The organism is Streptomyces sp. NPDC023541, from assembly GCF_055559995.1.
Genome location: NZ_JBVHJO010000016.1, coordinates 50211 through 70777 on the forward strand (window position 1 = coordinate 50211; position 20567 = coordinate 70777).

The window sequence follows — 20567 nt, forward strand, 5'->3', positions numbered from 1 at the left end:
CACCCTCGGCCGGGGCGCCTGCCGCCGTCCAACACCTGTTCCGAGGGCATTCACCCGCTCCTGTTGTTAGTCTCCGGGGGTGATGCCCCGTGATGTGGAACCCCGGCTGCTGCGCGGGTTCGTCGCCGTTGCCGAGGAGCTGCACTTCACCCGTGCCGCCGCCCGCCTGTACGTCGCCCAGCAGGCGCTGAGCAGGGACGTCCGGCGGCTGGAACAGGCCCTGGCGGCCACCTTGTTCGTCCGCACCACGCGCGCCGTCGAGCTGACCGCCGACGGGCACCGACTGCTGCCCCTGGCCCGGCGCGTGCTGGCCGCGCACGCGGAGCTGGCGGGCGCGTTCGGAGCCGGGACGGCGGCCGGCGCCGCGCCCCGGCCGCTCCTCGTCGACCTGAACACCGACGGGCCCGGCACCGCGCGCACCGTGCTGGAGCGGGCCCGCGAACTCGCCCCGGACTGCGAGCTGATGGCCCGCTTCGAGAGCGGGCTCACGCACGCCGCCGCCGAGGTCGCGGCCGGCCGGCTCGATGTCGCCTTCGGGTACGCCGACGGCCTCGACCCCGTACTGCGGGCGCCGCTCGCGCAGCGGCCCGTACGCTACGAGCCGCTCGCCGTGCTGCTGCCCGAAGGGCACGCCCTGGCCGCGCGGGAGTCCGTACCGCTGGACGCGCTGGCCGGGGAGACCGTGTACGCGGGCGCCGGGAACCCCCGGACGCTGGAATGGACGGGCCTCGCCCGCGAACTGTTCACCGGGCGCGGGATCCTCATGGCCCCGCCCGCCCCGGTCGCCGTCGGCAAGGAGGAGTTCCGCCGGGTCATGGTCAAGACCGGCAACCCGGTCCTGGCGACCGTCGGGTTCCTGGACATGCCGGGATGCGTGAAGCTGCCGCTGACCGACCCGGTGCCGCTGTCGCCGCTGTCGATGGTGTGGCGCAAGGGCTTCGCCCACCCCGGCCTGGACGCCCTGCACGCCGCGGCCGCCGCGCTGGCGGCCGAGCGGGGCTGGCTCGCCCCGGCGGCCGGGAGCTGGCTGCCGGCCCCGCTCACACACCGCCCGCGCGGCGGGTGAGAGCAAGGTTTCCCGCCGGTCACCCGGCGGGGACCGGGGCCGAAACGCGCCCTTCCTACCGTCGTCACCACGGACGCGACAGCTGTGGAGGCGTGATGACCGGTACGACCGCACCGCGTAGGCGGGGCCGTTGGATCGAGCGGTGGGATCCCGAGGACGAGACATTCTGGAAGGAGACCGGGGAGCGGATCGCCCGCCGCAACCTGCTGTACTCCGTGCTCTCCGAGCACATCGGCTTCTCCATCTGGTCCCTGTGGTCGGTGATGGTCCTCTTCATGGGGCCCCAGTACGGCATCGACCCGGCCGGGAAGTTCTTCCTGATCGCGACCGCGACGTGCGTGGGCGCCCTGGTGCGCGTGCCGTACACCTTCGCCGTCGCCCGTTTCGGCGGCCGGAACTGGACCGTCGTCAGCGCCCTGCTGCTGCTCGCGCCGACGGTCGCCGCGATCGTGGTGATGGAGCCGGGGACCTCGTACGGGACCTTCCTGCTCGTCGCCGCCCTCACCGGCGTCGGCGGCGGCAACTTCGCCTCCTCCATGACCAACATCAACGCCTTCTTCCCGCTGCGGAAGAAGGGCTGGGCGCTCGGCCTGAACGCCGGCGGCGGCAACATCGGCGTCCCCGTCGTCCAGCTGGCCGGGCTGCTGGTCATCGCCACCGCCGGAGCCGGCCACCCGCGGCTGCTGCTGGGCGCCTACATCCCGCTGATCGTGATCGCGGCGGTACTGGCGGCCGTACGGATGGACAACCTGGCGCCCGTGCGCAACGACACCGGCGCGGTCCGCGAGGCCCTCAAGGACGCGCACACCTGGATCATGGCGTTCCTCTACGTCGGGACCTTCGGGTCCTTCATCGGCTACAGCTTCGCCTTCGGACTGGTCCTCCAGACCCAGTTCGGGCGCACCCCGCTCCAGGCCGCCTCGCTGACCTTCATCGGACCTCTGCTCGGCTCGCTGATCAGGCCGGTGGGCGGGGCGCTGGCGGACCGGTACGGCGGGGCGCGGATCACCCTCGGCACGTTCGTGGCGATGGCCGCGGCGACCGGAGTGGTCGTCTTCGCCTCGCAGCGGGCCTCGCTGCCGGTCTTCCTCGTCGGGTTCGTCGCCCTCTTCGTCCTGAGCGGACTCGGCAACGGCTCGACGTACAAGATGATCCCGGGCATCTTCCAGGCGAAGGCACTGGCGCGCGGGATGAGCGGCGAGAGCGCCGCGGCGTACGGCCGACGGCTCTCCGGGGCCTCCATGGGGCTGATCGGCGCGGTCGGCGCGCTCGGCGGGCTGGGCATCAACCTCGTCTTCCGGGAGGCGTTCCGCACCTCCGGATCCGGCACGTCGGCCTTCGTCACCTTCCTGGGCTTCTACGCCCTGTGCTGCGCGGTGACGTGGGCGGTATACCTTCGCCGCCCGGCGGCGGTTACGGCCGAGGCGGCCGAGGCCCCGGCGAAACCGCAGCTCACGTCGGTGTAACCGGGGCGAAATACGGGTGAACCGAGTCCGACATGCCGAGTTGGCAGGCTCGGTCCACCCGTACCGCCCCCACATGCGTCAGTAGGCAGGTCACGATGGACGACAGGAACACCGGCCCGCTCGCGGGCTTCACCGTCGGGGTCACCGCCGCCCGGCGGGCGGACGAGCTCATCGCGCTGCTGCGGCGGCGCGGAGCGGCGGTGCTGCACGCGCCGGCGCTGCGGATCGTGCCGCTCGCCGACGACACCGAACTGCTCGCCGCCACCAAGGAACTGATCGCCCGCCCCCCGGACGTGGTCGTCGCCACCACCGCGATCGGCTTCCGGGGGTGGGTCGAGGCCGCCGACGGGTGGGGGGTCGGCGAGGAGCTCCTGGCGACGCTGCGCTCCACCGAACTGCTGGCGCGCGGGCCGAAGGTGAAGGGCGCCATCCGGGCCGCCGGGCTCGTGGAGGAGTGGTCCCCGCAGTCGGAGTCCCTCGCCGAGGTACTGGAGCGGCTGCTGGCGGCCGGGGTCGCCGGCCGGCGGATCGCACTCCAGCTGCACGGGGAGCCGCTGCCCGGCTTCGTCGAGGCGCTGCGGGCCGGCGGGGCCGACGTGGTGGTCGTCCCGGTGTACCGGTGGATGGCCCCGGAGGACCTCGCGCCGCTGGACCGGCTGCTGGACGCCATCGCCGTCGGCGGGGTCGACGCCGTCAGCTTCACCTCCGCCCCGGCGGCGGCCTCGCTGCTGTCCCGCGCCGAGGAACGCGGGATGCGGGAGGCCGTGCTGGACGCCCTGCGCGGCAGCCTGCTGTCCGCGTGCGTCGGACCGGTGACCGCGGTCCCGCTGCAGGCGCTCGGTGTGGACACGGTGCAGCCGGAGCGGTTCCGGCTGGGCCCGCTGGTGCAGCTGCTCTGCCGGGAGCTGCCCGGCCGGGCCCGGGTCCTGCCGGTGGCCGGCCACCGGATGGAGATCCGCGGGCACGCGGTGCTCGTCGACGACGAACTGCGGGCGGTGCCGCCCGCCGGGATGGCCCTGCTGCGGGCCCTCGCCCGGCGGCCCGGCTGGGTGGTGGCCCGCGCGGAACTGCTGCGGGCGCTGCCGGGCGCGGGGAGCGACGAGCACGCCGTGGAGACGGCCATGGCCCGGCTGCGGGCGGCGTTGGGGGCGCCGAACCTCATCCAGACGGTGGTCAAGCGCGGGTACCGGCTGTCGCTGGACGCGGGCGGCGAGGACAAGTACGGGGGGCTCCCCCATGACGCGGTGACGGCCAGGGGAGTCCTGGGCTAGCGTGCCGGGATGATGATCATTGACGGGGTGGAGATGAGGGGCGTCGCGCCGGACGACGCCGCCGCGCTGGCCGAGGCGTTCGCGCGGAACCGGGCGTACTTGGCGCCGTACGACCCGGTCCGGCCGGACGCCTTCTACACGGAGCAGGGGCAGCGGGAGCGGATCGCTCGGCAGATGGAGTCACGGGAGGCCGGGCGGCTGCTGCCGTTCGTGTTCGTCGACGCCGCGAGCGGCACGGCGCTGGGGACCATCAACCTCGGCAACATCCAGCACGGGCCGCTGAGCAGCGGCGGTCTCGGCTACTGGGTCGACGAGACCTGCCGCGGCAAGGGGCTGGCCGCGGCCGGCGCCGAGGAGGTCTGCCGGATCGCCCGCGACGAGCTGCGGCTGCACCGGGTGGAGGCCGGCACCCTGGTCGACAACCTGGCCTCGCAGCGGGTGCTGGCGAAGGCGGGCTTCGAGCAGTACGGACTCGCGCCGCGCTACCTGCACATCAACGGCGCCTGGCGCGACCACTGCCTCTTCCAGCGCATCCTGCACGACGACCCGCCGGCCCCTTGAGCGGGCCGCACCGCCGGTGACTCGGCCGCAGCCCGGCCCATTCAGCCCTCCGGCGTTCGAGGAGCGGGGTCTGGGGCGGGCGCCCCAGGAAACCCGGCTGCGCCGGGCGCCGTACTCCGCCCGGACCCGCGCCTCGAACGCCGGCGAGGCTGGGGTGGACGCACCGGTTCGGGGGCTTCCCCAGCGGGCAGCGTACGGGCACTCTGGGGAGGCGCCCCACGACGCGAGGCGGTGACGGACATGCGGTTCGACTCCGGGCGGGTCTGCCTGGACCTGGTGGCCACCTTCGCCCCGCGCGAGGGGATCCCGGACGGCGACGAGCTGCGGCTGTGGCTCGCCGGGGCGGGGCTCGTGCCCGACCGGACGCCGCTGGTCCGGGTGGGCGCCGACTGGGCCGAGGCCTTCCGCGCCCTGCGCGCGGACGTGGAGGCACTCGTACGGGCGGAGCTGGCCGGCAGCGAACCGGACGAGAGCGCCCTGGCCCGGGTCAACGCGCTGGCCGCCGGACCACCCCCGGGCCTGTGTGCCGTACGGGACCAAGAAGGGCACCTCGTGCGGGAGTTGTGCGGCGGCGTGGAATGCGGTGCGCTGCTCGCCGCCGTCGCTCGCGACGCCGTCGAGCTGCTGACCGACCCCGGCGACCGGGCCCTGCTGCGGGCCTGCGCGGGCGACGGCTGCACCCGCGTCTACCTGGACACCTCCCGCGGCCACCGGCGCCGGTGGTGCTCCAGCGAGCTGTGCGGCAACCGCGAACGCGTCGCCCGCCACCGCCGCAGGCTCACGGCGTCCGGATCCCGGTAGCCGGCGTACCACTGAGCGAGACCCGTTCCGGAACGGGCGTGCGGACAGGGGGCCGCTTCGCGTACGGTTGACGGTCGCCCATGCACGTCAGAAGGGGGCCTTGGTGGCCGCGCAGAATGCCGCTGTCGACAGCACGGCGGATTCCGTCCGCGATCGGGAGATCGCGGTCGAGCAGACGCATCTCGACCAGGTGTACCGACGCCTCGAGGAGAAGATCCACGAGGCCGAGTTCCTCATGAACGACGCCGCCCAGCGCGGCCAGGTCGGCACTCCCGGAGCCCTGGCCGAGCGCGACGCGCAGGTCTTCCGGGCCGGCGTCCACCTGAACCGGCTCAACAACGAGTTCGAGGACTTCCTCTTCGGCCGCATCGACCTGCTGCTCGGCAAGGACGGCGAACGCGGCCCGGACGGCGCGTACACCTCCGTCGAGCCCGCCGACGCGGCGATCCGCGAGGACCTCACGGCCGATGTCGCCGAGACCCTCCACATCGGCCGCATCGGGGTCCTGGACTCCGACTACGCGCCGCTCGTCATCGACTGGCGCGCACCGGCCGCCGCGCCGTTCTACCGCTCCACCCCCAAGGAGCCCGGCCGCGTCGTGCGCCGCCGCGTCATCCGCTCCAAGGGCCGCAAGGTGCTGGGCGTCGAGGACGACCTGATGCGCCCCGAGGTCACCGCCTTCCTCGACGGCCGCGAGCTCCCCGCCATCGGCGACGGCGCGCTCATGGCCGCGCTCGGGCGGGCCCGTACGCACTCCATGCGCGACATCGTCTCCTCCATCCAGGCCGAGCAGGACATGGTCATCCGGGCTCCCGCCGCCTCCGTCGCCGAGGTCGCCGGCGGTCCCGGCACCGGCAAGACCGCCGTCGCCCTGCACCGCGCCGCGTACCTGCTCTACCAGGACCGCCGCCGCTACTCCGGCGGCATCCTGATCGTCTCCCCGACCCCGCTGCTCGTCGCCTACACCGAGGGCGTGCTGCCCTCCCTCGGCGAGGAGGGCCAGGTCGCCATCCGGGCGCTCGGCTCGCTGGTCGACGGCGCCGAGGCGACCACGTACGACGACCCGGCCGTGGCCCGGATCAAGGGCTCCTCCCGGATGCGGTCAGTCCTGCGCAAGGCCGTACGGGGCACCCTGGAGCTCGGCGACCGGCGGGGCCCCGCGCCCGACCGGCTGCGCGTGGTGGCCTTCGGCCGCCGCGAGGAGCTGGAGGCCGACGAGCTGAACCGGATCCGGCAGAACGTGCTCGGCGGCACCGCGCCCGTGAACCTGCTGCGCCCGCGCGCCCGCAAGCTGCTGCTCGACGCCCTGTACGCGAAGACCGGCGCCTCCGGCCGGCACAGCGACCCGGAACTCGCCGCCGAGCTGCGGTCCGCCTTCGACGAGGACATCTCCACCGAGGACTCCTTCATCGGCTTCCTGAACGCGTGGTGGCCCGAGCTGACCCCGCGCCGGGTGCTCGCCGCGATGGCCGACGAGCGCAAGCTCGGCCGCTGGTCGCGCCGCGACCTGAACCCGCGCGAGACCCGCCGGCTGGCCCGCTCGCTGCGCCGGGTGGGCCCGGACGGCAAGGGCCCCCTGTCGGTGCACGACGTGGCGCTCCTCGACGAGCTGCAGCAGCTCCTCGGCGCCCCGGCCCGGCCGAAGCGGAAGCGGGAGCTGGACCCCCTTGACCAGCTCAGCGGGCTGGAGGAGCTGATGCCGACCCGCGAGGAGACCCAGTGGGAGCGGGCCGAACGGCTCGCGGCGGAGCGCACCGAGTACGCGCACGTCATCGTCGACGAGGCCCAGGACCTGACGCCGATGCAGTGGCGGATGGTGGGCCGCCGGGGCCGGCACGGCACCTGGACGGTCGTCGGCGACCCGGCGCAGTCCTCCTGGACCGACCCGGAGGAGGCGGCCGCCGCCCGCGACGAGGCCCTCGGGTCCCGGCCGCGCCGGCGCTTCACGCTCACGGTGAACTACCGCAACCCGGCCGAGGTCGCCGAGGTCGCCTCCCGGGTGCTGCGGCTGGCGATGCCCGGGACGGAGCCGCCGTCGGCGGTGCGCTCCACGGGACTTCAGCCGCGGTTCACGGCCGCCGAGGGCGAGCTGGGCGCCGTGGTGCGGGAGGAGACCCGGCGGCTGCTGGAGCAGGTGGACGGCACCGTCGGCGTGGTCGTGGCCATGGACCGCCGCGCGGAGGCCGCGGGCTGGCTCGCGGACCTGGGCGAACGGGCCGTGGCGCTGGGCAGCCTGGAGGCCAAGGGCCTGGAGTACGACGCCACGGTGGTCGTCTCCCCGGCGGAGATCGCGGACGAGTCCCCGGCGGGCCTGCGGGTGCTGTACGTGGCGCTGACGCGTGCGACGCAGCAGCTGACGGTGGTCTCGGCCGAAGGGGACAAGCCGGACGCGGACGGCGTGCCGGAGCTGCTGCTGCCTTAGGTGACAGGGGTGTCCGGGCGGGCTCGGGGCCGCGTACGGCCGTATGGTCCGCGGCCGGGCGCGTGGTCCCCGGAACGGACCGCGAGCAGGGGGATCACATTCGGCGATCCTTTGTTAGCCTGGGTACGGCACCGACTCGATCCAAGCCCCCGGGCCCAACCTTCGTCGCTCAGAGCGACCACTTGCCGCGAGGCGAGCATGGCGGGTCGGTGTCATAAACGTAGGAAAAACCAGGTCCGCGCTCCCCACTCGTGGGGGGCGCGGACCTGTTTCGTATGACCCCACCTTCCCGAAGCTCCCCGGTATCTCGTATGGTGGAAGAGTCTTTCCGAAATTTGTAGCTGGTTACCTTGTACCGGCTGGTAGGTGGGACGATCGGACAACAGGTCCTGCCGCACCTGCTGTGGAGCGTGGGCCCTGTGTGTTAAGCGAACCAGGGACAGAAGAGGAACACGGCCATGGCAACGGCGCCCAGCGTCTCGTATTCGATGACGGTCCGGCTGGAAGTGCCCGCGAGCGGCACCGCGGTCTCCCAGCTCACCACCGCCGTGGAGTCCTCCGGCGGCTCGGTCACCGGTCTCGACGTCACCGCGTCCGGCCACGAGAAGCTGCGGATCGACGTCACCATCGCCGCGACCTCCACCGCGCACGCGGACGAGATCGTGGAGAAGCTGCGCGGCATCGAGGGCGTCAGCCTCGGCAAGGTCTCCGACCGTACGTTCCTGATGCACCTCGGCGGCAAGATCGAGATGTCGTCGAAGCACCCCATCCGCAACCGCGACGACCTCTCGATGATCTACACGCCGGGCGTCGCCCGCGTGTGCACCGCCATCGCCGAGAACCCCGAGGACGCGCGCCGCCTGACCATCAAGCGCAACTCCGTCGCAGTCGTGACGGACGGCTCCGCCGTGCTGGGCCTGGGCAACATCGGCCCGATGGCCGCGCTGCCCGTCATGGAGGGCAAGGCGGCCCTCTTCAAGCGCTTCGCCGGCATCGACGCCTGGCCGATCTGCCTCGACACCCAGGATTCCGACGAGATCGTCGCGATCGTCAAGGCCATCGCGCCGGGCTTCGCCGGGATCAACCTGGAAGACATCTCCGCGCCGCGCTGCTTCGAGATCGAGGCCCGGCTGCGCGAGGCCCTCGACATCCCCGTCTTCCACGACGACCAGCACGGCACCGCGATCGTCGTGCTCGCGGCCCTCACCAACGCACTGCGCGTGGTGGGCAAGGCGGTTGAGGACGTCAAGGTCGTCATGTCGGGCGCCGGCGCGGCCGGTACCGCCATCCTCAAGCTGCTCCTCGCGGCGGGTGTGAAGAACGCCGTCAGCGCCGACATCCACGGCGTCGTGCACGCGGGCCGCCCGGACCTCGTCGACGCGGCGGCGGACTCCCCGCTGCGCTGGATCGCCGACAACACCAACCCCGAGGGCTACACCGGCACTCTGAAGGAGGCCGTGGTGGGCGCCGACGTGTTCATCGGCGTCTCGGCCCCGAACGTGCTGTCCGGCGAGGACGTCGCCGCCATGGCGGAAGGCGCCATCGTGTTCGCGCTCGCGAACCCCGATCCCGAGGTGGACCCGGCAGTGGCCCGCCAGACGGCCGCCGTGGTCGCCACCGGCCGCTCCGACTTCCCGAACCAGATCAACAACGTCCTGGTCTTCCCGGGTGTCTTCCGCGGCCTGCTGGACGCCCAGTCCCGCACGGTGGACACCAGCATGATGCTCGCCGCCGCGACCGCGCTCGCGGACGTCGTCGGCGAGGACGAGCTGAACGCCAACTACATCATTCCGTCGGTGTTCAACGACAAGGTCGCCGGCGCGGTGGCGGGCGCCGTCCGCAAGGCCGCCTCGGCCGCGCAGAACGGGGCTGTGACGGGCCTCACGGCTCCCTGATCCCCGGCGCGTCGCGAGATGCGGGCCCGTCGGGCCGCCTCTAGGGTTGCGGGGATGCCAACGAGCTCCGCTGTTCGCATCCCACGGGTGCGGACGGAGCGTCACCGGGGCGTGACTGTGGCGCTTTTCGTGTGACCCCGGCGGGTGCCGGATTGGCTTTCCCGCCGCTGGTGGGGGCAGGATGCGTAACCGGGCGAGAGGGTCTGACGTTCAGACCCGGGTCCGGGGACTGTCCTAGGGCCCTGGCAGCATCGGCTTCGATCTCACGCCTCTAAGGCAAGTTGAACACGGGAGTACAACATGAACCGCAGTGAGCTGGTGGCCGCTCTGTCCGAGCGCGCCGAGGTGACCCGCAAGGACGCCGACGCCGTTCTGGCCGCGCTCGCCGAGACCGTCGGCGAGATTGTCGCCAAGGGCGACGAGAAGGTCACCATCCCCGGCTTCCTGACCTTCGAGCGCACCCACCGTGCCGCTCGCACCGCGCGCAACCCGCAGACCGGCGACCCCATCCAGATCCCGGCCGGCTACAGCGTGAAGGTCTCCGCGGGCTCCAAGCTCAAGGAAGCCGCCAAGGGCAAGTAGGTCCCGCCCCGGCGCCGGAGGCCGCGCAGGTCTTCGGAGACGTCGAGCACGGCTGAACGCAGCAGTAGTACGTAGAACGGTGAAGGGCGGCCACCCCGGGCGGGGAGGCCGCCCTTCTGCCTGTCCGGGGCCGCCCGGCGCCGTCTCCCCGACCGACGGGGCCCGGCAGCCCTGTGAGGCCGCGTCAGGGCCCGTCAGGGGCCTCCGGGGCGCATCGGGGGCCGCCCGGGGCTCTGCGGACCGCGGGCGGGCGTGCGAAAGCCCCCCGGGCCCTTGTGGGGGCCCGGGGGGCTTTCGGTGTCCGTACGGGTGTACGGGCGTACGCCGGGAGGCGCTAGACGAGGTCGCGGCCCGGGAGCTCGACCTTCGCACCGAGCTCCACGAGCTTCTCCATGAAGTTCTCGTAGCCCCGGTTGATCAGGTCGATGCCGTGGACCCGCGAGGTGCCCTCGGCGGCCAGCGCCGCGATCAGGTACGAGAACCCGCCGCGCAGGTCGGGGATGACCAGGTCGGCGCCCTGCAGCTTGGTCGGGCCGGAGACGACCGCCGAGTGCAGGAAGTTGCGCTGGCCGAAGCGGCAGGCCGAGCCGCCCAGGCACTCGCGGTACAGCTGGATGTGAGCACCCATCTGGTTGAGCGCCGAGGTGAAGCCGAGCCGGGACTCGTAGACCGTCTCGTGGACGATCGAGAGGCCGGAGGCCTGCGTCAGGGCCACGACGAGCGGCTGCTGCCAGTCGGTCTGGAAGCCGGGGTGCACGTCCGTCTCCAGCGCGATGGCGTTGAGCGGGCCGCCCGGGTGCCAGAAGCGGATGCCGTCGTCGTCGATCTCGAAGGCGCCGCCGACCTTCCGGTACGTGTTCAGGAAGGTCATCATCGAGCGCTGCTGGGCGCCGCGCACGTAGATGTTGCCGCCGGTGGCGAGCGCCGCGGAAGCCCAGGACGCGGCCTCCAGACGGTCCGGGAGGGCCTTGTGGTTGTAGCCGCCGAGACGCTCCACACCGGTGATCCGGATGGTGCGGTCGGTGTCCATGGAGATGATGGCGCCCATCTTCTGCAGCACGCAGATGAGGTCCTCGATCTCCGGCTCCACGGCGGCGTTGCTGAGCTCGGTGACGCCCTCGGCCAGAACGGCCGTCAGCAGCACCTGCTCGGTCGAGCCGACGGAGGGGTAGGGCAGGCGGATCTTGCAGCCGCGCAGCCGCTGCGGGGCCTCCAGGTACTGGCCGCCCTCGCGCTTCTCGATGGTCGCGCCGAACTGGCGGAGCACGTCGAAGTGGAAGTCGATCGGCCGGCCGCCGATGTCACAGCCGCCGAGGCCCGGGATGAAGGCGTGGCCGAGGCGGTGCAGCAGAGGACCGCAGAAGAGGATCGGGATGCGCGAAGAGCCCGCGTGGGCGTCGATGTCGGCGACGTTCGCGCTCTCGACGTGGGTGGGGTCGAGCACCAGCTCGCCCGGCTCCTCGCCGGGGCGGACCGTCACCCCGTGCAGCTGGAGCAGCCCGCGTACGACACGCACGTCACGGATGTCGGGAACGTTGCGCAGCCGGCTGGGTCCGCTGCCGAGCAGAGCGGCGACCATGGCCTTGGGCACGAGGTTCTTCGCACCGCGGACACGGATCTCGCCCTCGAGCGGGGTGCCGCCGTGGACAAGCAGTACATCGTCACTGATGCCGGTCATGAATCTCGCGTTCCGGAGAGGGGTGGGCAGGGGGCCAGGGAAAAGGGTAAGGGCCACCACCCCCTTGTTCGTAAGGCCGACGTGGCCGTAGGACTGTCATGAATTCGGCACAACACCCTCCGTATCCACCGCATGGCGGAGTGTTGCGTTCCGCCCGCTCTGTCCGTACGCGCTCCCCGCTGCCGCCGTGCGCCCTGAGCTGCGCGCGATCAGATCTCCCCGCCCGCTCCCCGGAAACGGCAGATGTGCGGGATCATGGCGGCATGACCGAGGTGTCCTCCCTCACAGGGCGGCTGCTCGTGGCCACCCCAGCCCTCGCGGACCCGAACTTCGACCGCGCGGTGGTGCTGCTGCTCGACCACGACGAGCAGGGCTCCCTCGGCGTGGTCCTCAACCGGCCGACCCCGGTGGGCGTCGGCGACGTCCTGCTGCCCTGGGCGCCGCTCGCCGGAGCCCCGGGCGTGGTGTTCCAGGGCGGGCCGGTGGCACTGGACTCGGCCCTGGGGCTGGCCGTCATCCCGGGTGAGGAGGGGCCGCTCGGCTGGCGCCGGGTGCACGGGGCGATCGGACTGGTCGACCTGGAGGCGCCGCCGGAGCTGCTGGCCTCGGCCCTCGGGGGCCTGCGCATCTTCGCCGGCTACTCCGGCTGGGGTCCGGGCCAGCTGGAGGAGGAGCTGGGCGAGGGCGCCTGGTACGTGGTGGAGTCGGAGCCGGGTGACGTGTCCTCGCCGGACCCGGAGCGGCTGTGGCGGTCGGTGCTGCGCCGCCAGCGCAGCGAACTCGCGATGGTCGCCACCTATCCGGACGACCCGTCGCTCAACTGACTGGCGCGGGGTTAAGTACCCTGGGTTGCATGAGCACTCTTGAGCCCGAGCGCGGGACTGGCACGGGGACCCTCGTAGAGCCGACGCCGCAGGTGTCGCACGGTGACGGCGACCACGAGCGCTTCGCCCACTACGTCCAGAAGGACAAGATCATGGCGAGCGCGCTCGACGGCACCCCCGTCGTCGCGCTCTGCGGCAAGGTCTGGGTACCGGGCCGGGACCCGAAGAAGTACCCGGTCTGCCCCATGTGCAAGGAGATCTACGAGTCCATGGGCCCCGGCGGGGACAAGGACAAGGGCGGCAAGGACAAGTAGTTCCGGCCTGCTTCACCTTCCCCTTCGCGGGACCGAGGCCCTCGGCGCACCACGGTGCGTCCGGGGGCCTTTGCCGTGCCTGCGGGGGGCGTTAGGGTCGGCGCGACGAGCACCCGGCGGAACGCGCGTTGCGCAGGGTGCAACAGGCTGCCGCGAAGGGCTGACGCATGGACCTGATCCGCACGGGCCTGATCCCCGCACCCCGCGTCGCCGTCCCCCACGAGGGCGGACGCCGCCACCCCTTCGGCCCCGAACCGGCCCTGTCCGCGGGCCCGGGATGCGGGACCACCGCACGGTGGCTGCGGCGCGAGCTGGGCGCGGCCACCGGATGGGAGCTGCCCCCGGCCGAACCCGGCCGGGCCGCCGAGCTGCGCCTGCGCCTCGACCCCGGCGCCGTCGGCGGCCTGGGACCCGAGGCGTACCGGCTCGACGTCGGCCCGGACGGCGTGGAGCTGGCGGGAGCGACGGCGGCCGGACTGTTCTGGGGCGCCCAGACCCTGCGCCAGCTGCTCGGACCCCAGGCGTACCGCAGGGCGTCCCTGCCGGGCGGGACGCGGGCGTGGAGCCTGCCGTACGGCACCGTCGTGGACGGCCCCCGCTTCGGCTGGCGCGGGCTGATGCTCGACGTGGCCCGGCACTTCATGCCCAAGGACGGGGTGCTGCGCTACATCGACCTCCTCGCCGCCCACAAGCTCAACGTCCTCCACCTGCACCTGACGGACGACCAGGGCTGGCGGGTCGAGATCAAGCGCCACCCGCGCCTCACGGAGGTCGGGGCGTGGCGGGAGCGCAGCCGGTGGGGGCACCGGGCCTCGCCGCTGTGGAACGAGACCCCGCACGGCGGCTTCTACACGCAGGACGACATCCGCGAGATCGTCGCGTACGCCGCCGAGCGGCACGTCAGGGTGGTCCCGGAGATCGACGTCCCCGGCCACTCGCAGGCCGCGATCGCCGCGTACCCGGAGCTGGGCAACACCGACGTCGTCGACACCGCGGCGCTCGGCGTGTGGGACGACTGGGGCATCTGCGAGAACGTGCTCGCGCCGACCGAGGCCGTGCTGCGCTTCTACGAGGGGGTCTTCGAGGAGCTGCTGGAGCTGTTCCCGGTGGAGGTCTCGCCCTTCGTGCACGTGGGCGGCGACGAGTGCCCCAAGGTGCAGTGGAAGGCCTCCGCCGCCGCGCAGGAGCGGATCCGCGAGCTGGGCGTGGACGGGGAGGACGGGCTGCAGTCCTGGTTCGTCCGGCACTTCGACGGCTGGCTCGCCGAGCGCGGGCGGCGGCTGATCGGGTGGGACGAGATCCTGGAGGGCGGGCTCGCGCCGGGTGCGGCCGTGTCCTCGTGGCGCGGCTACGCGGGCGGCATCGCCGCCGCCGAGGCCGGGCACGACGTGGTGATGTGCCCCGAGCAGCAGGTGTACCTGGACCACCGTCAGGCGGGCGGCGGGGACGAGCCGATGCCCATCGGGTACGTGCGCTCGCTGGAGGACGTGTACCGCTTCGAGCCGGTGCCGCCGAAGCTGTCACCGCGGGCCGCGGCCCATGTGCTGGGCGCCCAGGCCAACATGTGGACCGAGGTGACGCAGGACCAGGGGCGGGTGGACTACCAGGTGTTCCCGCGGCTGGCGGCCTTCGCGGAGGTGGTGTGGTCGTGGCTGCCGGAGCCGCCGGAGCGCGACTACGCGGACTTCGAGGAGCGAATGGCCCCGCACTACGCGCGGTTGGACGCGCTCGGCGTCGGCTACCGGCCGCCGGGCGGCCCGTTGCCGTGGCAGCGGCGGCCCGGCGTCCGGGGCCGCCCGATCGAGGGCGCGCCCCCGAACGTGTGACACGGGGGCGCGGGCGCGACCTGAACGGAAAGGGAACGGGTCCGGAACTCTGGCTGGATTTACTGCTATACGGGGAAAATCGGACGTTAGGGGGCGAGGGGGAAGGGGTCCGGCGAAGCCGTCACCCCGCCTCGTACGGGACGTGGCGGCAGGCACCGGACGGCCGGGCGGGGCTCCGCGGCGGCGGGGAGCGCGGGGCGCGGGAGGGGCGGGTGCACCAGGAGGACCCTCGCGCCGGGCGGCCCGGAAGATGTGCCAGAGTTGCCACGTCCCGGCGGTGAGCACGTACCGTACGGCGGACAGGCGTGAGCGCCAGGACCGGGACATCGGGAAGGGGCAGCTGGGTTGACCACGCACGCACCGCACGCACCGCACGCACCTGATTCACCTCAGGGGGCTCAGGGGCAGCAGGCGGCGCAGTCCGTGACGCTGCCGGCCTCGCTCGACGAGGCCGTCGCGGCGCTCACCGCCATGCCCGCCGCCGTTCCCGTCGCGGGCGGCACCGACCTCATGGCCGCGGTCAACGCCGGGCTGCTGCGGCCCGCCGCTCTGGTCGGCCTGGGCCGGATCAACGAGATCCGCGGCTGGCAGTACCAGGACGGCCACGCGCTGCTCGGCGCAGGCCTCACCCACGCCCGGATGGGCCGGCCGGACTTCGCCGCCCTGATCCCCGCGCTCGCGGCCGCCGCGCGCGCCGCCGGGCCCCCGCAGATCCGCAACGCCGGCACCCTGGGCGGGAACATCGCCACCGCCGCGCCCACGGGGGACGCGCTGCCCGTGCTGGCCGCGCTGGAGGCCGTACTGGTCATCGTCGGCCCGGGCGGGCAGCGCGAGATCCCGGTCTCGCACCTGCTGGCCGGGCGGGAGATGCTGCGGCCCGGCGAGCTCATCGGCTTCGTGCGGGTGCCGCTGCTGCACGCCCCGCAGGTGTTCCTCAAGGCCACCGGGCGTACCGGGCCCGGGCGCGCGGTGGCGTCCGTGGGGCTCGTACTGGACCCGGCGCGCCGGGGTGTGCGCTGCGCGATCGGCGCCGTGGCCCCGATGCCGCTGCGCCCCCTGGAGGCCGAGCAGTGGGTGGCCTCGCTGATCGACTGGGACGGCGGGCGGAGCCTGGCCCCCGAGGCGCTGGAGGCCTTCGGCGAGTACGTCGCGGCCGCCTGCGTCCCCGACCAGGGGGAACCGGTGGCTCCGGGCGTACTGCACCTGCGGCGGACGGTGGCCGTACTGGCACGGAGGGCCCTCGGAAGGGCGCTGACCTCATGAGCGAGAACGAGAACGAGAACGTGACCCAGGGGAACGGCACGGCGGGCTGGGGCTGGGAACCGGTCCCGCAGGGCGGCGAGTACGACTCGGACGCCACGGCCTTCGTGAAACTGCCGCAGGACATGCTGGACGCGCTCGGCACCGGTGAGCCGCTCGCGGCGCCCGGACACGGCTACGTGCCGCCGCCGATGATCGTGCCGCTGGGCTCGGCGAGCACGGACCCGGCGGCCACGGGCACGTGGGCGCTGCCGGTGCAGTGGCCGGAGGCGGGTGCCTCGGGTGCTTCGGGTGCCTCGGGCGCCGGCTCCGCGGGGGCGGGGCCCGGGACGGGCTCCGGTTCCGGTTCGGTGGGCGGGCCGATTCCCGCCTCGATCCCCATCCCGGCGTCGGTGGCGGCCGCGTTCGCCGAGGCGGAGCCCGAGTCCGAGCAGGCGCACGATCCCGGTGAGACGGCGGAGTGGCGGTTCCCCGAGGCCGTGCACGAGCCCGAGGAAGCGCCTTCGACGACCGGCCAGTGGGCCGTGCCCGACTTCGCGCAGCAGCAGGGCGGCGACTACCGCACGGGCGGCCTGGACGCGGACTGGAGCCAGGCCCCGGCGACCCTGCCGGGCGGCGCCCCGGCCCCGTGGGCCTACCTGACGCAGCAGCCGACCGCCGACCCCGACCAGGGCCGCGACCCCGGCCGGGCGCACGGGCAGGACGCGGGCGTCCTGCCCGGCACGGACGAGGCGGCGGCAGCGGCCGCCGCTGCCGCCGCCACGGCGCACGCCGCGGGACGGCTGCTCGGCGGGCCCGGTGTGGGCGCCCCGGGCCGCGGGCCGCGGGTGCTGGGCGGCCCCGGCGTGGGCAGCGCGCTGCACGAGGCCGAGCCCGCGCACCAGGCACCGCACGACACCGACACCGACACCGCCACCCACGCCGACACCGACACCGAGGCCGCGCACGGCCCGGCGGCCACGGCGCTCGCGGCGGAGCGGCCCCGTCCGGGAGCCGCGACGCAGGAGCCGGCCGTGGCGGCCGGCGGTGTGGACCTCTTCGGCGGAGCACGCACCGAGACGCCGGTCGCGGACACCGCGCACGCGCAGCCGGCGGAGCCGGAGCACCCCGCCCGGCCCGCTCGGCCCGTGCACGCCGAACACGGCGCGCACGCCGACCTCTTCGGGCACTCGGGGCATTCCGGGCACACCGGGCACACCGAGCACACCGAGCACGCCGAGTACTCCGAACACCCCGGCCATTCCGGCCATTCCGGTCAGTCGGCGCGTCCTGCGGACACCGACGGGCACGGCTTCGCGGCCTTCGGCCAGGCGCCGGGGTCCGGGCCGGCCCAGACCGGCGGCGCCGCCGAGGCGCAGGCCGCCGCGACGGACGGCCACGGCTTCGCGCTACCGGGCCGCGAGCCCGCACCGGACCACGCCGACGCCGAAGGGCAGGCGCCGGCCGAGGCCGCCCCGTCCCCGGAGGAGATCCCGGCCGGCACCACGCCGCTCGCGGACACCGCCGACAGCCCGGCGGAGCTCCCGGTGGAGGCAACCGGCGAAGGGGTCCCGGCCGATGTGCCGCCGTACGAGGAAGAAGGGCATCCCGCCGCCGCCGTCCACCACGAGCACCCGCAGGCCTCCTACGTCCTGCGCGTCAACGGCGCCGACCGCCCGGTCACCGGGGCCTGGATCGGGGAGTCCCTCCTCTACGTGCTGCGCGAGCGCCTCGGCCTCGCCGGCGCCAAGGACGGCTGCTCCCAGGGCGAGTGCGGCGCCTGCGCCGTGCAGGTCGACGGCCGGCTCGTCGCCTCCTGCCTGGTCCCGGCGGCGACGGCGGCCGGCAGCGAGGTCCGCACCGTCGAGGGGCTCGCGGCGGGCGGGGAACTCTCGGACGTCCAGCAGGCGTTGTGCAGGTCGGGTGCGGTGCAGTGCGGATTCTGCGTGCCCGGCATGGCCATGACCATCCACGACCTGCTGGAGGGCAACCACGCCCCCAGCGAGCTGGAGACCCGCCAGGCCCTGTGCGGCAACCTCTGCCGGTGCTCCGGCTACGCGGGGGTCGTCGAGGCCGTGCGCGAGGTCGTGGCCGAGCGGGAGGGCACCTCGGCCGCGTCCGCCGCGTCCGTCGCGTCCGCGGAGGCGGCGGCCCAGGCGCAGGCCCAGGACCAGGCACAGGCGCAGGGTGCGCCCGAGGCGCGCATCCCGCACCAGGCAGCGCCCGGCGAGGGCGGCATCCACCACGGAGGCACGGCGTGAGCGGGCAGGACGCGGCGACCGCGACGACGGTCAACACCACGATGACCGCGCTGACGACGACGCCGGAACCGGACGGACCGCAGGTTCCGCGCGGCATCGGCGCCTCCGTCGAGGCCACCGACACCCGCGCCAAGACCGAGGGCACCTTCCCCTACGCCGCCGACCTGTGGGCCGAGGGGCTGCTGTGGGCCGCCGTGCTGCGCTCCCCGCACGCCCACGCCCGGATCGTCTCCATCGACACCACGGCCGCCGCCGAGATGCCCGGCGTGCGCGCCGTCGTCACCCACGCCGACGTACCCGGCGCGACCACCCACGGCCGGCGGATCGCCGACCGGCCGGTGTTCGCGCACGACGTCGTACGCCACCACGGCGAGCCCATCGCCGCCGTCGCCGCCGACCACCCCGACACGGCACGGCTCGCCGCGGCCGCGATCGCCGTCGAGTACGAGCTCCTCGACCCGGTCACCGACCCGGAGCAGTCCTTCGGCGCCGCCGCCCTGCACCCCGACGGCAACCTGATCCGGCACATCCCGCTGCGCTACGGCGACCCGGAGGCCACCGGCGAGGTCGTGGTCGAGGGCCTGTACCGGATCGGCCGCCAGGACCCCGCGCCCATCGGCGCCGAGGCCGGGCTGGCCGTGCCCCGCCCCGACGGCGGCGTCGACCTCTACACCGCCTCCACCGACCCGCACACCGACCGCGACCTGGCCGCCGCCTGCTTCGGCCTGGAACCCGACCGCGTACGCGTCGTCGTCACCGGCGTGCCGGGCGCGACGGCCGACCGCGAGGACGCCGCCTTCCAGCTCCCGCTGGGCCTCCTCGCCCTGCGCACCGGCTGCCCGGTGAAGCTGGCCGCCACCCGCGAGGAGTCCTTCCTCGGCCACACCCACCGCCACCCGACCCTGCTGCGCTACCGCCACCACGCGGACGCGGAGGGCCGCCTGGTCAAGGTGGAGGCGCAGATCCTGATGGACGCGGGCGCGTACGCCGACGCCTCCGCGGAATCCCTGGCGGCGGCGGTGGCCTTCGCCTGCGGCCCGTACGTCGTCCCGCACGCCTTCGTCGAGGGCTGGGTGGTACGCACCAACAACCCGCCGTCGGGCCACGTCCGCGGCGAGGGCGCGATGCAGGTGTGCGCCGCCTACGAGGGCCAGATGGACAAGCTCGCGGCCGCCCTCGGCATCGACGGCGCGGAACTGCGCATGCGCAACGTCCTGGCGACCGGAGACCTGCTCCCCACCGGCCAGACGGTGACCTGCCCGGCGCCGGTGGCGGAACTGCTCCGCGCGGTGCGCGACTTCGAGCTGCCCGCCCTCCCGAAGGACGCACCCGAGGACGAGTGGCTGCTGCCCGGCGGCCCGGAGGGCGCGGGCGAGCCGGGCGCCGTGCGGCGCGGCGTCGGCTACGGGGTCGGCATGGTGCACATGCTCGGCGCCGAGGGGACCGACGAGGTCTCCACCGCCACCGTGAAGGTGGTGGGCGGCGCTGCGACCGTCATCTGCGCGGCCGTCGACACCGGGCAGGGCTTCGCCACCCTGGCCCGCCAGATCGTCCAGGAGGTCCTGGGCGTCGACGAGGTGGCGGTGGCCCCGGTGGACACCGACCAGCCGCCGGCCGGCCCGGCGGCGCACGGCCGCCACACGTGGGTGTCGGGCGGCGCGGTGGAACGGGCCGCCAAGATGGTCCGCACCCAGCTCCTGCAGCCGATGGCCCACAAGCTGGGCATGTCGACGGAACTCCTGCAGATCCAGGACGGCCGCATCACCTCCTACGACGGCGCGTTCTCGATGACGGTCTCGGAGGCCATGGCGGGCAAGGAACTCTGGGCGACCGCCCAGTGCCGCCCCCACCCGACGGAACCGCTGGACGCGGACGGTCAGGGCGACGCGTTCGTGGGCCTCGCCTTCTGCGCGATCCGCGCGGTGGTGGACGTGGACATCGAGCTGGGCTCGGTACGGGTGGTGGAGCTCGCGGTGGCCCAGGACGTGGGCCGCGTCCTCAACCCCCGCCAGCTGGAGGCCCGTATCGAAGCGGGCGTCACCCAGGGCGTGGGCGCGGCCCTGACGGAGAACCTCCGCACGGTCGCCGGCCTGGTCCGCCACCCCGACCTGACGGGCTACGCCCTGCCGACGGCGCTGGACGCCCCGACGGTCCGCATCGTCAAACTGGTCGAGGAACGCGACGTGGTGGCCCCCTTCGGCGCGAAGGCGGCGAGCGCGGTCCCAGTGGTGACGACCCCGGCGGCGATCGCCTCGGCGGTCCGCGCGGCCACGGGCCGCCCGGTCAACAGGCTCCCGATCAGGCCCTCGGCGGCGGTGGGGGCGCCCAACTCGTGACCGTGTGACCCGCATTGCACGTGCA

Annotated in this window: 15 protein-coding genes; 14 read left to right on the top strand and 1 reads right to left on the bottom strand. The window is 74.1% G+C overall.

The window, feature by feature from the left end:
• Positions 1 to 82 precede the first annotated feature (82 nt).
• The 8 genes from ACZ3X1_RS30005 (at position 83) to ACZ3X1_RS30040 (ending at position 10064) form a co-directional block, all read left to right on the top strand.
• Positions 83 to 1066 (top strand): LysR family transcriptional regulator, encoded by a 984-nt coding sequence (locus ACZ3X1_RS30005; protein WP_356814899.1) that lies wholly within the window; start codon positions 83 to 85, stop codon positions 1064 to 1066.
• 95 nt (positions 1067 to 1161) lie between these two features.
• Positions 1162 to 2532 (top strand): nitrate/nitrite transporter, encoded by a 1371-nt coding sequence (locus ACZ3X1_RS30010; RefSeq protein ID WP_356814900.1) that lies wholly within the window; start codon positions 1162 to 1164, stop codon positions 2530 to 2532.
• Between the two features lie 95 nt (positions 2533 to 2627).
• Positions 2628 to 3803: a uroporphyrinogen-III synthase gene (locus tag ACZ3X1_RS30015; protein ID WP_356814901.1), complete on the top strand. Its 1176-nt coding sequence runs from the start codon at positions 2628 to 2630 to the stop codon at positions 3801 to 3803.
• A 12-nt stretch (positions 3804 to 3815) separates the two neighbouring features.
• Entirely contained in the window at positions 3816 to 4364 is a 549-nt protein-coding gene (locus tag ACZ3X1_RS30020; RefSeq protein WP_356814908.1) for a GNAT family N-acetyltransferase, read from the top strand.
• 240 nt (positions 4365 to 4604) lie between these two features.
• Positions 4605 to 5165, top strand: coding sequence for a CGNR zinc finger domain-containing protein (locus tag ACZ3X1_RS30025; RefSeq protein WP_356814902.1), 561 nt, complete (start codon positions 4605 to 4607; stop codon positions 5163 to 5165).
• Positions 5166 to 5268: 103 nt separating this feature from the next.
• The gene (locus ACZ3X1_RS30030; protein WP_467281707.1) at positions 5269 to 7587 is read left to right on the top strand and encodes a HelD family protein; all 2319 of its coding nucleotides are present in this window, start codon (positions 5269 to 5271) and stop codon (positions 7585 to 7587) included.
• A gap of 458 nt (positions 7588 to 8045) precedes the next feature.
• Positions 8046 to 9482, top strand: coding sequence for an NAD-dependent malic enzyme (locus ACZ3X1_RS30035; RefSeq protein ID WP_356814904.1), 1437 nt, complete (start codon positions 8046 to 8048; stop codon positions 9480 to 9482).
• A gap of 300 nt (positions 9483 to 9782) precedes the next feature.
• Positions 9783 to 10064 carry an HU family DNA-binding protein gene (locus tag ACZ3X1_RS30040; protein WP_007264399.1) on the top strand — a complete coding sequence of 94 codons (282 nt, stop codon included), beginning with the start codon at positions 9783 to 9785 and terminating at the stop codon, positions 10062 to 10064.
• Positions 10065 to 10398: 334 nt separating this feature from the next.
• Here the strand turns inward: ACZ3X1_RS30040 and murA are convergent, their stop codons facing one another.
• Positions 10399 to 11742, bottom strand: a complete 1344-nt coding sequence (gene murA, locus ACZ3X1_RS30045) for a UDP-N-acetylglucosamine 1-carboxyvinyltransferase (protein WP_356814905.1) — start codon at positions 11740 to 11742, stop codon at positions 10399 to 10401.
• Positions 11743 to 12005: 263 nt separating this feature from the next.
• Here murA and ACZ3X1_RS30050 point away from each other — a divergent pair, with 263 nt between their 5' ends.
• The 6 genes from ACZ3X1_RS30050 (at position 12006) to ACZ3X1_RS30075 (ending at position 20542) form a co-directional block, all read left to right on the top strand.
• Positions 12006 to 12566, top strand: coding sequence for a YqgE/AlgH family protein (locus tag ACZ3X1_RS30050; protein ID WP_030662771.1), 561 nt, complete (start codon positions 12006 to 12008; stop codon positions 12564 to 12566).
• Positions 12567 to 12595: 29 nt separating this feature from the next.
• Positions 12596 to 12880 (top strand): DUF3039 domain-containing protein, encoded by a 285-nt coding sequence (locus ACZ3X1_RS30055; protein ID WP_030010729.1) that lies wholly within the window; start codon positions 12596 to 12598, stop codon positions 12878 to 12880.
• A gap of 167 nt (positions 12881 to 13047) precedes the next feature.
• Positions 13048 to 14706, top strand: coding sequence for a beta-N-acetylhexosaminidase (locus ACZ3X1_RS30060; protein WP_467281710.1), 1659 nt, complete (start codon positions 13048 to 13050; stop codon positions 14704 to 14706).
• Positions 14707 to 15051: 345 nt separating this feature from the next.
• Positions 15052 to 15969, top strand: coding sequence for an FAD binding domain-containing protein (locus tag ACZ3X1_RS30065; protein WP_078658922.1), 918 nt, complete (start codon positions 15052 to 15054; stop codon positions 15967 to 15969).
• Positions 15966 to 18206: a 2Fe-2S iron-sulfur cluster-binding protein gene (locus ACZ3X1_RS30070; RefSeq protein WP_467281714.1), complete on the top strand. Its 2241-nt coding sequence runs from the start codon at positions 15966 to 15968 to the stop codon at positions 18204 to 18206. Before ACZ3X1_RS30065 ends, ACZ3X1_RS30070 begins: the two co-directional genes overlap by 4 nt.
• A gap of 41 nt (positions 18207 to 18247) precedes the next feature.
• Positions 18248 to 20542: a xanthine dehydrogenase family protein molybdopterin-binding subunit gene (locus ACZ3X1_RS30075; protein WP_467281801.1), complete on the top strand. Its 2295-nt coding sequence runs from the start codon at positions 18248 to 18250 to the stop codon at positions 20540 to 20542.
• The last annotated feature ends 25 nt before the right edge of the window (positions 20543 to 20567 follow it).

Bases quoted from the DNA above. Each gene is read 5' to 3' on its own strand.
- ACZ3X1_RS30070 (WP_467281714.1), top strand. From the start codon at position 15,966: ATGAGCGAGAACGAGAACGAGAACGTGACCCAGGGGAACGGCACGGCG.
- ACZ3X1_RS30060 (WP_467281710.1), top strand. From the start codon at position 13,048: ATGGACCTGATCCGCACGGGCCTGATCCCCGCACCCCGCGTCGCCGTC.
- ACZ3X1_RS30005 (WP_356814899.1), top strand. From the start codon at position 83: ATGCCCCGTGATGTGGAACCCCGGCTGCTGCGCGGGTTCGTCGCCGTT.
- ACZ3X1_RS30025 (WP_356814902.1), top strand. From the start codon at position 4,605: ATGCGGTTCGACTCCGGGCGGGTCTGCCTGGACCTGGTGGCCACCTTC.
- ACZ3X1_RS30035 (WP_356814904.1), top strand. From the start codon at position 8,046: ATGGCAACGGCGCCCAGCGTCTCGTATTCGATGACGGTCCGGCTGGAA.
- ACZ3X1_RS30015 (WP_356814901.1), top strand. From the start codon at position 2,628: ATGGACGACAGGAACACCGGCCCGCTCGCGGGCTTCACCGTCGGGGTC.
- ACZ3X1_RS30040 (WP_007264399.1), top strand. From the start codon at position 9,783: ATGAACCGCAGTGAGCTGGTGGCCGCTCTGTCCGAGCGCGCCGAGGTG.
- murA (WP_356814905.1), bottom strand. From the start codon at position 11,742: ATGACCGGCATCAGTGACGATGTACTGCTTGTCCACGGCGGCACCCCG.
- ACZ3X1_RS30010 (WP_356814900.1), top strand. From the start codon at position 1,162: ATGACCGGTACGACCGCACCGCGTAGGCGGGGCCGTTGGATCGAGCGG.
- ACZ3X1_RS30050 (WP_030662771.1), top strand. From the start codon at position 12,006: ATGACCGAGGTGTCCTCCCTCACAGGGCGGCTGCTCGTGGCCACCCCA.
- ACZ3X1_RS30075 (WP_467281801.1), top strand. From the start codon at position 18,248: ATGACCGCGCTGACGACGACGCCGGAACCGGACGGACCGCAGGTTCCG.
- ACZ3X1_RS30055 (WP_030010729.1), top strand. From the start codon at position 12,596: ATGAGCACTCTTGAGCCCGAGCGCGGGACTGGCACGGGGACCCTCGTA.
- ACZ3X1_RS30020 (WP_356814908.1), top strand. From the start codon at position 3,816: ATGATCATTGACGGGGTGGAGATGAGGGGCGTCGCGCCGGACGACGCC.